This window comes from Salinispora cortesiana, from assembly GCF_000484695.1.
Lineage (GTDB): Bacteria > Actinomycetota > Actinomycetes > Mycobacteriales > Micromonosporaceae > Micromonospora > Micromonospora cortesiana.
Window position 1 is genome coordinate 64,920 of the sequence record NZ_AXVR01000015.1, and the last position, 12,883, is coordinate 77,802.

Here is a 12,883-nt window from a genome sequence, read left to right on the forward strand (position 1 = left end):
GTGTGTCGGGGCGGCCTAGGTCAACCCTGCGGGCGATCTGACAGCGGGCGATATACCAACACGTTCCGCAACCGGAAGGGTCGTCGGCGCGGCCGACGACCCTTCCGGGCAATCACTGTTCCGAGCGGCTGACCTGACCCCGGGCGTCCTGCGAGAAGGCTTTCACCAGCCGCCGGGGGGCGTGCCGCATCCCCGCCACGAGCAGCTTGTACTTCCACACCGGGACGCTGACCAACTTACCTTTTCGCAGGTCGCGCAGGGATTCAGCGACGACATCCTCCGCCCGCAGCCACATCCACGCCGGCATCTTCGACCGGTCGATGCCGGCCCGGTCGTGAAACTCGGTACGGGTGTAGCCCGGGCAGAGCGCCATCACCTGGACACCGAACTCCCGCACCGACAGACCGACCGACTCGCTGAAGCTGGTCACCCACGCTTTGCTCGCCGGGTACGTCGAACCGGGCATGACCGGCGCGAACCCAGAGACCGAAGAGACATTTATCACTGCCCCACTCCGCCGCTCGGCCATCGGCTGGACGGCGGCGAGGGTGAGCCGCATCACCGCGTGCACGTTGAGCCGGAGCAGACGTGCCTCGTCTTCCGGCGACGACCGCAGGAACGGCGTGTTGAGGCTGAACCCCGCATTGTTCACCAGCAACTCGACCGGGGAACCCGTGGTGAGCCGGCGCTCCACCGCCGCGCATCCGTCATCAGTGGACAGATCAGCGGAGATCGTCTCGACCTCTCGGCCGTGCTGGGCGGTCAGCTCGGCGGCGGTCTCGCCCAGCCGGGCTGCGTCCCGAGCAACCAGCACCAGGTGCCAGCCCTCCGCGGCCAGTTGGCGGGCGAACTCGGCGCCGATGCCAGCCGTCGCACCGGTGATCAAGGCACGCCGCTCGGTGGTCGACTGGTCACTCGGCACGAGCGTCTCACCTCGGGAGATGCGGGGGCGGATATGGCCCATGCGGGGAGGACACGGGTCGGCGGAACCAGATAGCTGCCGGCGGCAAGGCCAGCAACGTTGCTACCACAAGGTAACCGAGCACCTGCCCAACCGAAAGACCTGCGCCCAGCGAGATCCACCAGTCCGGGTACGCCTCGGACAGTCGGGCGAGGAGTTCGATGGTGGAGCGATCCTCGTCGCCCGGCTGCATGGGGAAGGCCCGCATCCCGCCCAGAACGGTGAGCCCGCAGCAGCCACCGACCACCCCCAGGCCGGCGACCACCCAGGTCGCTACCCGCGCACCGTTACGGCCGGTGCGCACCAGCCCGGCGAGCGCGGCCAGAAGCACCCCGGCGAGCAGGCTGACCACCGCACCGGCCACTGTCCAGACGGCGACCAGCACGACCACCGCATCGATCTCGTCCGACGAAGCCGCACTGCCCGCTACCGCCAACCGGAAGGCGTTGACCGTGCTGAACAGGATGAACAGGCCGGCAACGGCGTACGCGACGGCGGCCAACGCCATCAGCGCCAGCAGCACGACAGCCGCGGTCACCGCAGCGGGGCGGCGGGCCGGCTCGGGGTACGACACGACTGATCCCTCCGGTAGGCGTCGGGTTGCACGCTATCCGGAGGGATCAGTCGATGTCGCGCTTCTCCGGCGGGGAGACCGCCGGCGCGGCTAGCTGCTAGCCGTACCCGCCGGAGTGCCCCCCGCCGCCCGAGTCTGACGAACCCGAGCTCCCCGAAGAGCCCGAACTCCAGTCGCTCCCCGAAGAGCCCGACTGGCCCGAGGAGCCCGTACTCGGATCGCCCCCCGGAGAGCCCGGCTGGCCCGGGGCGCCCGTACTTGGATCGGCCTGCGGATAGCCCGACTGGCCCGGGGTCGTCGGGTAAGAGGCACCCGGGGTCGTGGGGTACACCGGCCCACCCGGAGTCATGGGATAGGCGGTGCCGGGGACCGGGGGCTCCCACTGCTGCTGCGGCTTGCGGAAGAACTCGTTCGCCTTCGGCAGCGCAAGCAGGATCAGGGCCACCAACAGGGAGATGACGCCGAGCGTAGCGGTCAGCTTCAGCACCGGTTCGTGCCAGGACGGCAGGGATTCCTCCAGCCGACGATTGATTTCCTCCTGGCTGATCCCGTCGTCGGTGGCCTCGCCCCCCACGGTGCCCGCGGTGGAAAGGGCCAGGCTGCCGCTGGTGCAGCAGAGCGCGATTCCCCCGACGACCCAGGTGATGATCCGGGCCGTGTTCATCCCTCGGTTGTTGAGCAGGGCGAGAACGACCAACCCAGCCGCGAAGAGCAGGCTGACCAGGCTCATCGCGACAACCATGAACACCACGACGGCCTCGGCGCCCTCGGCCTCGGTGCCCGCGTAGGCATCCCGGAGGACATCCTGGAACGTGCCCACGGTGGTGAGCCCGATGACCATGTCAATCAGCGCCAGGACGGCATAGAAAAAAATCAGGTAGCTGGAAATGGTGACGATGCCCGGACGTGCCCGTACGGGTTGTTGCGGATTTGCCACGTTTCTCCTCCCTCTTTCGCGCCCACACCGTACGGCCTCGGGCCAACAACGACGGTACGAGGATCTCAGTACCCGCGCCATTCGGCACGCGCGTACTCGAGCACTCGGGGTTGTAACAGCGTTGACGCCGGCACGTTGACCCGGCGTCGGTCCGGCGGGAAGACCTCGGCGGCGGCCAGCGTCGCCGCGTCCAGAAAGCGCAGGGCTGGCGCGTCGCTCGGCAGGGCCAGCATTGACGGGAGCTCATCGGGCGCGGCGAGCAAGAAACCCCAGTCGCCGAAGGAGGGAATGTCCACATGGTACGGCGTGGTGGCGAATCCGGCCGCCCGCAGCGACGCCTCAATGGACCAGTACGACCGGGGTGCGAAGTACGGGGAACCGGCCTGCACAACCAGCCGACCCTCGCCGGCCAGCGCGTTACGGACCAACGTGTAGAACTCCACGGAGTAGAGCTTCGCGGTAGCCGTCTCGTCCGGGTCGGGCAGATCGGCGATCACCACGTCGAACTGCTCGGTGGTGGACCGCAGCCACCCGAACGCGTCGGCATGCAGCACCCGCACCCGGGGGTCGTCGAGCGAACCGCCATTGAGCTGCCGCAGTCGCGGCTCGGTGCGGGCCAACGCCACCACCGCCGCATCCAGGTCGACCACGGTGATCCGACGGACATCCGGGTAGCGCAGCAGTTCCCGAACCGCGAGCCCATCCCCGGCACCGAGCACGAGCACCTCACCACGCGAACCAGCGAGCGCCGGATGCACCAGCGCCTCGTGGTATCGATATTCGTCGACTGAGCTGAACTGGAGGTCCCCATTGAGAAAGAGACGCAGATCGGTCTCGCCGCCGGGCTCGGCTACCGACCGGGTGAGGACGATCTCCTGGTAGCGACTGCGCTCCGCGTGCACCACCGGATCGCGATAGAGCTGCTGACGGGCGGTCACCTCGAAGTCATGGGCGGTCAGCCACGCGTACCCGAGGCAGACAGCGACCAGCACGGAGCCGGCGGTTAGTGCCGTTCGCGCCCGGCCGCTGAGCTCCCGCCGAAAGACGGTGAAGACCAACGCCAGGCCGGCGACGGCGTTCACCGCGCCGACCACCAGCGCGCCCTTGAGCTGGCCGAAGAGGGGCAGCAGGAGGAACGGGAAGGCCAGGCCACCGAGGAGGGCACCGACGTAGTCGGCGGCGAACAGGTCGGCAACCGCACTGCCGGCCGCCTGTCGGCGAATCCGTTGCAGCAACACCATCAGCAGCGGGATCTCCGCGCCGATCAACAGTCCGAGCACGAAGGCCGTGCCGACCAGTGCCGGCATATACAGGTTCAGCCAGGCGAACGCCGCGTAGAGGCCGAGTACCGACAGGCCCCCGAGCAGCGCCAGGGCCAGTTCGATCGCGGCGAATGCGGCGGCGGCCCGCGACTGCAGCGGCTTCGCGGCGAGGGCTCCCACACCCATCGCGAAGACCATGACCCCAAGCACGATCGACGCCTGCCCGACCGTGTCGCCGATCAGGTAGCTGCCGAGCGCGACCAGGGCCAGCTCGTAGACGAGGCCGCAGGCCGCACAGACGAACACCGCGGCCAGTACGGCGGCGCGAGCCGGCCGCCACCGGACCGTGTCCACCGTCACGCCCGCTCCACCGTCCGCGCCGCGACCGTGCCCTCGCCACGCCCGTCCGCACCCGCCGCCGCACCACGCCGCCGACGCCACTGAACCAGGCCGACCACGACCAGCAGCACGGCGATCAGCAGCATCCCGGCGGCCCCGATCAGCCAGCCGGAACGCTCCCGCCACAGGTCGCTGCCGGCTGCCGGCAGCGGGCTCGGCGCCGCGACGGGCGCGCTGGTGATCATCGATTCCGGGCTGGCCACCCCACGTTCGACGACAAGAAGTGGAAGACTCACCGCGGCCCGCGTCACCGCCCAGCCGGGCTCCTCGAGGAAGGCCGCCTCATCAAGGCCGAACCGCGATATTCCGGCCGCCAGATCGAAGAGCTCATCGGTGAATTCGGACGACCCCTGGACCGCCACCGTGGCGTAGTCCGCGGCCTCGCTGCTCTCCGGGGTGTAGACGACGGTCACGGCGACCCGCAGCCAGCGGGGGCACTGCGGGTGGTCAACCACCGAGATGCCGGCACCGAGGTTCGACCCGGCGCTGACCACGTCCCCGTACCCCTGCTCAAGCTCCCAGCCGTAGCAGATGTCCTGCTGCTCGGCGGCGTCGCGCAGCAGGGCCACCGTGTCGTTGCGTTCGGTGGTGGTGGGCGGCGGTACGACCGTGCTCCTGTCCTCGGTCAGGATGGCGGTGACGACCACAGCGCCGATGACGGTCACCACCGCGAAGCCACCCCAGGCCCGCCAGCTCTGCCCGGAGGATGCTCGCGGCGCTGCCCCCGAGGCCATCAGCTGATCGCGGCGGCGATGATCGCGCCGGCAGCGAGGTGAACGGCAGCGGTCACCCACACCGCGGGGTGTGGCTCCGGGTCGACGAGGATCTCGCCGAGCCGCCCGGGGGTGGCGAGGTCCAGCAACAGGAACGCGGCTGCCATGATGACCAGGCCCAGGAACCCATACAACGTCGCCCCGGTCAGGCCGACGAGGAAGTTGTCCTCGCTGGCGATGATCGCGGCAACCACGATGGTGCCGACGCTGAGCACGTTCGAGGTGAGCAGGAGCGCGGCGTTGCGGTTGCGTTCGTTCCAAATCAGCTGATTGAGCCGGCCCGGGGTGGCTAGGTCAACCAGGCTGTAGCCGACGCCCATGAGAGCGATCCCTACCACTCCATAGGCGAGGGTGAGCAGCAAGTCCAGGACGAGGGTCTGCAACACAGGGGCGCTCCAGGGTTCACTCGGTCGGTAGAGGTGCTATTTGCCACTGCCCGGGCCACCACCCCGAACGGTGTTGCCCTGACCCCAGCCCCAGTGACTTCCTACGTGGGAGTAGTAGCGCGGGTACGCGGTGGTAAGCCGTTCCAGGAGGATCAGTGAGCCTGCGGCGACTGGCCGGATCACCACCGAGTCATCGTTGTAGCGCAGGTAGACACCGGTGCTGTCGATGTACTGGTCAGCCGGCTGCCAGGCGTCGGTGATCTCCTGGGCCACCTGGCTCGGCTGCTTCGTCGAGCTGTAGGCCAGCGCCTCGCTGCCGAGGTCGTGCGCGGCGGCCCGCTGGTAGTGGTCCTCGACGAAGCCGCGCGGGGAGAAGCTGCCGGAGCTGACGGCGATGGTCACGACCAACACGCCAAGGATGGCGAACGCCGTCCCCACCACAAACCAGCGCCGGTACGTCATCGCGAAGTCACCACCGTTTCGGTCAGGACCAGTTCCCTGGTCTGCGGGTACGCATGCCAGGTGCGCCAGGTGACGGCGCCACCCGACCGGCCCGGACGCACCGCCAACGCGGTCACTGCGTCAACGTCGCCGGGGAAGACCCCGACCAGGGCGTACGGGTCATCCGCCAGGCCGGTGCGCAGCGCCGCCACCCGTTCCCGCAGGCCCTCGTCGTCGGGACGCAGCACGGTGGCGCTGAACCGGTAGCCGGTGGACTCGTCGTGGACCCGGTCGGGCAGGTCGGGGCGGCGGCCGGGTAGGCACGCCACCGTCTCGGTCAGCGCGGCGCCCGGGGCGCGCAGCACCACCTGGTGCGAGGCGCCGAGCAGGCGCAGCCGCACCTGGGCCGCACCGGGCAGGTCGACCTGGAGTACGTGCAGCGCGGGGTGCGGTGCGCTGTCGAGCGCCAGGCTGAGGTCGGCGGCGCAGGTGTCGACGTAGGGGGCGACCAGCGTGACGAGCACTCAGGCCACCTCGTCCCGCGGATAGATCATCACTTCGGAGCGGTGCAGCCGCTCGCCCCGGGCCACCTCCCAGCCCGCCTCGCCGTACGCCTCGAACGACAGCCGCTCCCCGCCGGAGGCCTGGTAGTCGTGGTAGCGCACGGTGCCACTCGGGTCGAGCGTGGTGGCGCCGACCGCGGTGTAGCGGGCCTGGCCGGACTCGTTCCAGCGGTAGCGACGGCCGGCGAAGTCGATGGTCGGTGCCCCCGGAGTGATCGTGGCGCCGGGTTCGGCCGCCCAGAGCACCAGTTCCAGCTCTGGATCCTCCTCAACGGAGAGCCAACGCCGGATGCCGTCCGCGTCGTCGAGCAGGTGTTCTGTCCAGCTCCACGCACCTTCCACCAGGCGGACGGAGCCGCGCACCGAGTAGGTCACGCCGCCGGGGACCTCGACGAGGTCCCCGGGCTTGAGACGCCGCGGGTCGCCGCGAAGGGCATCCGCGTCGCGGTCGCGCAGCGGATCGCCAGCGACCGGCGCACCGAGTGGACGGCCGCTGTTCCGGCGCTGGACCCACGCGGCGGCCACCACCGCGGCCGCCACCGCCAGGGCGCCCATCGTCGCCAGCAGATACGCCACCGACCCGTCCACCGACCACCTCCCCAGGTATGTCGATCGGAGACGATAACAACCCGGTGCACCCCCGGCGGAGCTGACAAGCACCCGAACCCGCGCGAAGAGGAGGGGGCTAGATAGCGGTCACGGTGAGGGCGTCCCGGCCGTCCGCCAGGCCCACCCGGACGGTGTCGCCGTCGCGGATCCGGCCAGCCAGCAGGGCCTTGGCCAGCTGGTCCCCGATGGCGGTCTGCACCAGGCGACGCAGGGGGCGGGCGCCGTACACCGGGTCGTAGCCGTGCTCGGCGAGCCACTCCCGAGCCGGGTCGGTGATCTCCAGGCCCAACCGACGGTCGGCGAGCCGGCGGCGCATCCGATCCAGCTGGATGTCCACGATGGCCCGCAGTTGCTCGCCCTGGAGGGCGGCGAAGACCACGGTGTCGTCGAGGCGGTTGAGGAACTCCGGCTTGAAGTGCGACCGGACCACCGCCAGGACGCCCTCGCGGCGCTGCTCCTCCGCCACGGTGAGGTCGCCCACCACTGACGAGCCGAGGTTGGAGGTGAGGATCAGGATGGCGTTGCGGAAGTCCACCGTCCGACCCTGGCCGTCGGTGAGCCGGCCGTCGTCGAGCACCTGGAGCAGGAGATCGAAGACGTCCGGGTGGGCCTTCTCCACCTCGTCGAGCAGGATCACCGAGTACGGCCGACGACGTACGGCTTCGGTGAGCTGGCCGCCCTCCTCGTACCCGACGTAGCCGGGTGGGGCGCCGACGAGGCGGGCGACGGAGTGCTTCTCGCCGTACTCGCTCATGTCGATTCGTACCATCGCCCGCTCGTCGTCGAAGAGGAACCCCGCGAGCGCCTTGGCCAACTCGGTCTTGCCGACACCGGTCGGGCCGAGAAAGAGGAAGCTGCCGGTCGGGCGGTCCGGGTCCGCGATACCGGCGCGGGCTCGCCGGACCGCGTCGGCGACGGCGCCCACCGCGCGGGCCTGGCCGACCACCTGCTCGCCCAGCGACTCCTCCATCCGCAGCAGTTTCGCCGTCTCGCCCTCGAGGAGCCGGCCGGCGGGGATGCCGGTCCAGGAGGCGACCACGGCGGCGATGTCGTCCGCGCCGACCTCCTCCTTGAGCATCGCGCCGTCCGCCTGGAGCCGGGCCAGTTCCTCCGCCGCCTGGCTCAGGTCGGCCTTGAGCTCCGGGATACGCCCGTACCGCAGCTCGGCGGCGCGCTCCAGCTCGCCGTCGCGCTCGGCGCGCTCGGCCTCCCCGCTGAGCCGCTCCAGATCCTCCTTGGCCGTCGAGAGTCGGGTGATGTGCCGCTTCTCGGTCTGCCAGCGCTCGGAGAGGGCGGTGAGCTGTTCACGTTTGTCGGCCAGTTCCTTGCGCAGCCGCTCCAGCCGCTCGACGGAGGCGGCGTCCGCCTCCTTCGCCAGCGCCATCTCCTCGATCTCGAGCCGGCGCACCGCCCGCTCAATCTCGTCCACCTCAACCGGCCGGGAGTCGATCTCCATCCGGAGCCGGGACGCGGACTCGTCAACCAGGTCGATGGCCTTGTCCGGCAGGAACCGGTCGGTGATGTAGCGGTCGGACAGGGTGGCGGCGGCGACCAGCGCTCCGTCGGTGATCCGCACGCCGTGGTGCACCTCGTACCGCTCCTTGAGGCCCCGCAGGATGCCGACGGTGTCCTCGATGGTGGGCTCGCCGACCAACACCGGCTGGAAGCGACGCTCCAGGGCTGGGTCGGACTCGATGTGCTCGCGATATTCATCCAGTGTGGTCGCGCCGACCATCCGCAGCTCGCCCCGGGCCAGCATGGGTTTGAGCATGTTGCCGGCGTCCATCGAGCCCTCGCCCTTACCGGCGCCGACGACGGTGTGCAGTTCGTCCAGGAAGGTAATGACCTGGCCATCCGAGTTCTTGATCTCCTCAAGGACGGACTTCAGCCGTTCCTCGAACTGCCCCCGGTACGACGCACCGGCCACCATCGCGCCGAGGTCCAGGGAGACCAGCTTCTTGTCCCGTAGCGACTCGGGGACGTCCCCGGCGACGATCCGCTGGGCCAGGCCCTCGACGATCGCGGTCTTACCGACGCCCGGCTCGCCGATCAGGACCGGGTTGTTCTTCGTCCGCCGGGACAGCACCTGGATCACCCGGCGAATCTCGGTGTCCCGGCCGATCACCGGGTCGATCCGGCCGTCCCGGGCGCTGGCGGTCAGGTCGACGCCATACTTCGCGAGGGCCTGGTAGGTCTGCTCCGGGTCGGCGCTGGTGACCCGGCGGTCCCCGCCCCGCACGGTCGGGAACGAGGCAGCCAGGGCCTCCTCGGTGGCCCCGGCGGTCCGGAGCGCCGCCGACACCGCGCCGCCGACCCGGGCCAGGCCGGCGAGGAGATGCTCGGTCGAGGTGTACTCGTCGCCGAGGGGACGGGCGATCTGTTCGGCGGCGCCGATGGCGTTGACGAACTCCCGGGCCAGGGTCGGCTCGACGACGCTGGACCCGCGCGCGACGGGCAGCGCAGCTACCGCTTGCTGGGCGGCGCGGCGCAGGTCTTCGGGGTCGGCTCCGGTGGCGCGCAGCAGGCCGACCGCAGTTGATCCGGCGGTGTCCAGCAGGGACAGCAGCAGATGCCAGGGCTCCACCGTGGCGTGCCCGCGCTGGCCGGCGAGGGTGACGGCGCCGGTGATGGCCTCGCGGCTCTTTGTGGTGAGACGTTCGGTGTTCATGGGCTCCCCCGGGTCGGCGTGTCCACTGGTATGGACACTGCCAAAGTTGAGCCTATTCCGCTCAACTTTGGGCATGTGAAGTAGGTCACCTGTTCGAGTTTCCCCTTGGCACCGGCCCACATCCCGCTCGATCATCTCGACCTGGCGCGCACGGTAGCCTTGACCACGTGCGAGTACGTGTCGAACAGACTGCCCTTCCGGGGATCGGTGTCCGCCACGATCTGATGACGGAGTCCGGACGGCGGCTCGGGGTGGTTTCCCACCGCAACGGCCGGCGAGACCTCGTTCTCTACGACCCCGATGACCCCGACGCCTGCCAGGCCGACATTCCGCTGACCGACGACGAGGCCGAGGCGCTCGCCGACATCCTCGGTGCGTCGCTGCTGCTCGGCCAGCTCTCCGGGCTGCGGGAGCAGGCCGCCGGGCTGCTGACCGAGCAGGTCGCCATCCCCGCGGCCTCGTCGTACGTGGGCCGCAAACTCGGCGACACGAAGGCGCGCACCCGCACCGGCGCCTCGATCGTGGCGGTGCTCCGCCACGGCGAGGTAATCGTCTCCCCAGAACCCTCATTCCGCTTCGCGGCCGGTGACGTCGTCGTTGTGGTCGGGACCCGACAGGGCCTCGACGGGGTGACCGCCATCCTCGCCGACGGCGACCCGGACGGCTGAGGCGGATGCACGACACCACCACACTGCTCATCGAAGTCGGTGCACTGCTGTTCCTGCTCGGGCTCCTCGGCCGACTCAGCCGACGGATCGGGCTCTCCCCCATCCCCCTCTACCTGCTCGCCGGGCTCCTCTTCGGGCACGGCGGAGTCTTTGGATTCAAGGCCAGCGAGGAGTTCTTCGCGATCGGCGCCGAAATCGGCGTGATCCTCCTGCTGGTCATGCTCGGCCTGGAATACTCCGCCAGCGAGCTGGTCGGCAACCTCCGCGCCGCGGCACCGGCCGGGCTGATCGACGGCCTGCTCAACGCGTTGCCCGGCGCCGCCTTCGCACTGCTGCTCGGCTGGGACTGGGTAGCCGCGATCGTGCTCGCCGGAATCACCTGGATCTCGTCCTCCGGCGTGGTCGCGAAAGTCCTCAGTGACCTGGGCCGGCTCGGCAACCGGGAGACCCCGGTGGTGTTGTCGGTGCTGGTCATCGAAGACCTGGCGATGGCCTTCTACCTGCCGCTGCTGACCGCCGTCCTGGCCGGGGCCGGGCTGGTCGCCGGCGGCGCCGCGCTCGCCGTCGCGGTCGCCACGGTGCTGATCGTGCTGGTGGTCGCGATTCGGTATGGCCGGACCATCTCGAACGTCATGTCGGCCCGCGATCCGGAGGCGCTACTCCTGGGCGTGCTCGGCCTGACCCTGCTGGTCGCCGGGGTGGCCGCGAAGCTCCAGGTCTCGGCCGCGGTCGGCGCGTTCCTGGTCGGCATCGCGATCTCCGGACCGGTCGCGCACCACGCCACCGAACTCCTAACGCCGCTGCGGGACCTGTTCGCCGCGGTGTTCTTCCTCTTCTTCGGGCTGGTCACCGACCCGCGCGACATCCCGCCGGTGCTGCTGCCGGCGCTCGCGCTGGCGGTGGTGACGATGGGCACGAAGACGCTCACCGGATACCTCGCCGCCCGGCGGGCCGGCATCGCCGAGCCCGGTCGCTGGCGCACCGGGCTCACCCTGGTACCGCGGGGAGAGTTCTCCATCGTCATCGCCGGGCTGGCGGTGGCGGCCGGAAGTGTCGATCCGCAGCTGGCCGCGCTCGCCACGGCGTACGTGTTGATCACCGTGGTGGTTGGACCGACCCTCGCCCGGGTGCCCGACCTCGACTGGTTCAAGCGCTGGCTGCGGCAACGCGCCGCCAAGCAGCAGGCCCAACCGGTGCCCGTCGGGGACTGATCCGCCCGTCTCGGTGGCCTGCCCGGTGCGGGCCACCGGCGGGCCGGTCCAGCCCACCGGACTACGAATCCGCCCCGGCGAGGGCTACCGCCGCCGGCATGCTCGCGTTACCGTTGCCGCCCAACAGCGGAGAGGGGTACACGGCGCCGTCGCCCAGGCGAGAGCGGAGGGTTGGCCGGTGGGTGGGGAGGATTCGACGTTCCGCGGCTTCACGAACCCGGTTGACCCGTCACCGACGGAGCTACGGGCCTGGGCCTACCATCCCGACTCGGTGCCGCTGGCCTCCATGCCGCAGGACTGGGACCTCCTGGTCGCCGGCAATGGACTGGTGGCCACCCTCTTCGACCTGGCGATGGATCCGGCTTGTCCGGCCCGCCGCTTCGCACTGCACTGCCTCTACATCTATGCCGCAGACGGGATCCGAACGAGTTTTCGGGCCCATCCGAAGCGGCGGTTCTGGAAGCTGGTGGAGCGGGCCGAGCGGGAGGGGGACGAGCCGATGCGGACGTGGGCACAGAACAGCCGGACTCTGCTGGCCCAGCCGGATGTCTACGTCTACCGCGACTGGTGTGAGGGGGGACTGGTCCGGGAGAACCGCCGCCTCCCCTGACTGGATGGGCCGGGACCCCCCGTGGGTCCCGGCCCGTCCATCGGCCGACCTGCTCGGTCAGCGACGCTGATGCTGGTTCGCGGGGTGCCCCTGGTCGGTACCGGAGTCACCCGAATCCGCGAACCGTCCTTCCTTGATCTGGTCGCTGAACCTTCCCTCGGTGAGCTCGTCGAACCGCTTTCGGACCGCCTCGGCCACCTGCTCGAGGCTGTCCTCCGCCTGCTGGGCGAGACCCTTGGCCGGTTCCGCCATGACCCCCTACCAGTGAAGTCCGATTTGGGTGGATTTGGAGCTGATCCTAAGATTAGCCGACCCAGCCGCCCCGCGGGGCCGAACCCCGAATCCGGCGCCGGCTCACCGCTCCGGGTTCCGGCGAGGACGCCAGACCACCAACGCGGTGGAGGTGCGGCTGGCGGGCACCAGGTCACTGCCGGGGAAGCGGGCCACCGCCTCCAACTCGGCGATCCGGCGGTACGCGGCCTCCAACTCCATCTCCAGCCGGGCCACCCGCTGCTGCGCCTGCTCCAGCAGCCGCTCCAACCCGATGATCCGCTTCACCCCGGCCAGGTTGATGCCGTCGTCCTGGCTGAGCCGCTGCACCTCGCGGAGCAGCACCACATCCCGAACGCTGTACCGACGACCGCCCCCGGCCGCCCGGCCGGGCTGCACCAGACCGAGCCGGTCGTACTGGCGCAGCGTCTGTGGGTGCATGCCCGCCATCCGGGCAGCCACCGAGATCATCAGTACCTTGGCCTCGTAGGCAGGGTCATCCGCACCGACGAAGTTGTCCGCCATCCCCGCTCACCTCCGCGTGCACTCCA

Annotated in this window: 15 protein-coding genes; 3 read left to right on the plus strand and 12 right to left on the minus strand. The window is 70.1% G+C overall.

Going from position 1 to position 12,883, the window contains the following annotated elements; translation table 11 throughout:
- Positions 1-112: 112 nt before the first annotated feature.
- The 10 genes from K228_RS0109685 to clpB all read right to left on the minus strand — a co-directional run bounded on the left by K228_RS0109685 (position 113) and on the right by clpB (position 9,573).
- Positions 113-922, minus strand: a complete 810-nt coding sequence (locus K228_RS0109685; RefSeq protein ID WP_025618263.1) for an SDR family NAD(P)-dependent oxidoreductase — start codon at positions 920-922, stop codon at positions 113-115.
- A gap of 7 nt (positions 923-929) precedes the next feature.
- On the minus strand, positions 930-1,535 hold the full coding sequence (locus K228_RS0109690; RefSeq protein ID WP_025618264.1) for a hypothetical protein: 606 nt from the start codon (positions 1,533-1,535) through the stop codon (positions 930-932).
- 97 nt (positions 1,536-1,632) lie between these two features.
- Positions 1,633-2,472: a hypothetical protein gene (locus K228_RS0109695; RefSeq protein WP_025618265.1), complete on the minus strand. Its 840-nt coding sequence runs from the start codon at positions 2,470-2,472 to the stop codon at positions 1,633-1,635.
- Positions 2,473-2,537: 65 nt separating this feature from the next.
- The gene (locus K228_RS0109700) at positions 2,538-4,094 is read right to left on the minus strand and encodes a polyamine aminopropyltransferase (RefSeq protein ID WP_025618266.1); all 1,557 of its coding nucleotides are present in this window, start codon (positions 4,092-4,094) and stop codon (positions 2,538-2,540) included.
- Complete coding sequence (locus tag K228_RS0109705) at positions 4,091-4,867, minus strand: hypothetical protein (protein WP_050580967.1); 777 nt, start codon at positions 4,865-4,867, stop codon at positions 4,091-4,093. Before K228_RS0109705 ends, K228_RS0109700 begins: the two co-directional genes overlap by 4 nt.
- On the minus strand, positions 4,867-5,292 hold the full coding sequence (locus K228_RS0109710) for a DUF350 domain-containing protein (protein ID WP_025618268.1): 426 nt from the start codon (positions 5,290-5,292) through the stop codon (positions 4,867-4,869). The genes K228_RS0109705 and K228_RS0109710 overlap by 1 nt, the downstream gene beginning before the upstream one ends.
- Positions 5,293-5,328: 36 nt before the next feature.
- Positions 5,329-5,754, minus strand: coding sequence for a DUF4247 domain-containing protein (locus K228_RS0109715; protein WP_025618269.1), 426 nt, complete (start codon positions 5,752-5,754; stop codon positions 5,329-5,331).
- Positions 5,751-6,257 carry a DUF2617 family protein gene (locus tag K228_RS0109720; RefSeq protein WP_025618270.1) on the minus strand — a complete coding sequence of 169 codons (507 nt, stop codon included), beginning with the start codon at positions 6,255-6,257 and terminating at the stop codon, positions 5,751-5,753. The genes K228_RS0109715 and K228_RS0109720 overlap by 4 nt, the downstream gene beginning before the upstream one ends.
- On the minus strand, positions 6,258-6,884 hold the full coding sequence (locus K228_RS0109725) for a DUF4178 domain-containing protein (protein ID WP_025618271.1): 627 nt from the start codon (positions 6,882-6,884) through the stop codon (positions 6,258-6,260). It abuts the gene before it with no gap.
- A 97-nt stretch (positions 6,885-6,981) separates the two neighbouring features.
- On the minus strand, positions 6,982-9,573 hold the full coding sequence (gene clpB, locus K228_RS0109730) for an ATP-dependent chaperone ClpB (RefSeq protein WP_025618272.1): 2,592 nt from the start codon (positions 9,571-9,573) through the stop codon (positions 6,982-6,984).
- 167 nt (positions 9,574-9,740) lie between these two features.
- On the opposite strand from clpB, the gene K228_RS0109735 reads away from it, so the two are divergent.
- From K228_RS0109735 to K228_RS0109745, 3 genes are all read left to right on the plus strand, one after another.
- Positions 9,741-10,241, plus strand: coding sequence for a cation:proton antiporter regulatory subunit (locus K228_RS0109735; RefSeq protein WP_018723681.1), 501 nt, complete (start codon positions 9,741-9,743; stop codon positions 10,239-10,241).
- Positions 10,242-10,246: 5 nt separating this feature from the next.
- Positions 10,247-11,452, plus strand: a complete 1,206-nt coding sequence (locus tag K228_RS0109740; protein WP_025618273.1) for a cation:proton antiporter — start codon at positions 10,247-10,249, stop codon at positions 11,450-11,452.
- Between the two features lie 178 nt (positions 11,453-11,630).
- Positions 11,631-12,062 (plus strand): hypothetical protein, encoded by a 432-nt coding sequence (locus tag K228_RS0109745; protein ID WP_025618274.1) that lies wholly within the window; start codon positions 11,631-11,633, stop codon positions 12,060-12,062.
- A 57-nt stretch (positions 12,063-12,119) separates the two neighbouring features.
- On the opposite strand, the gene K228_RS0109750 is transcribed toward K228_RS0109745, so the two are convergent.
- Both K228_RS0109750 and K228_RS0109755 read right to left on the minus strand, forming a co-directional pair.
- Positions 12,120-12,314 carry a hypothetical protein gene (locus K228_RS0109750; RefSeq protein WP_025618275.1) on the minus strand — a complete coding sequence of 65 codons (195 nt, stop codon included), beginning with the start codon at positions 12,312-12,314 and terminating at the stop codon, positions 12,120-12,122.
- A gap of 102 nt (positions 12,315-12,416) precedes the next feature.
- On the minus strand, positions 12,417-12,857 hold the full coding sequence (locus K228_RS0109755) for a heat shock protein transcriptional repressor HspR (protein WP_025618276.1): 441 nt from the start codon (positions 12,855-12,857) through the stop codon (positions 12,417-12,419).
- Between the last annotated feature and the right edge of the window lie 26 nt (positions 12,858-12,883).

Coding starts and splice junctions, on each gene's coding strand:
- K228_RS0109755 (WP_025618276.1), bottom strand. CDS start 12,857: ATGGCGGACAACTTCGTCGGTGCGGATGACCCTGCCTACGAGGCCAAG.
- K228_RS0109705 (WP_050580967.1), bottom strand. CDS start 4,867: ATGGCCTCGGGGGCAGCGCCGCGAGCATCCTCCGGGCAGAGCTGGCGG.
- clpB (WP_025618272.1), bottom strand. CDS start 9,573: ATGAACACCGAACGTCTCACCACAAAGAGCCGCGAGGCCATCACCGGC.
- K228_RS0109715 (WP_025618269.1), bottom strand. CDS start 5,754: ATGACGTACCGGCGCTGGTTTGTGGTGGGGACGGCGTTCGCCATCCTT.
- K228_RS0109740 (WP_025618273.1), top strand. CDS start 10,247: ATGCACGACACCACCACACTGCTCATCGAAGTCGGTGCACTGCTGTTC.
- K228_RS0109750 (WP_025618275.1), bottom strand. CDS start 12,314: ATGGCGGAACCGGCCAAGGGTCTCGCCCAGCAGGCGGAGGACAGCCTC.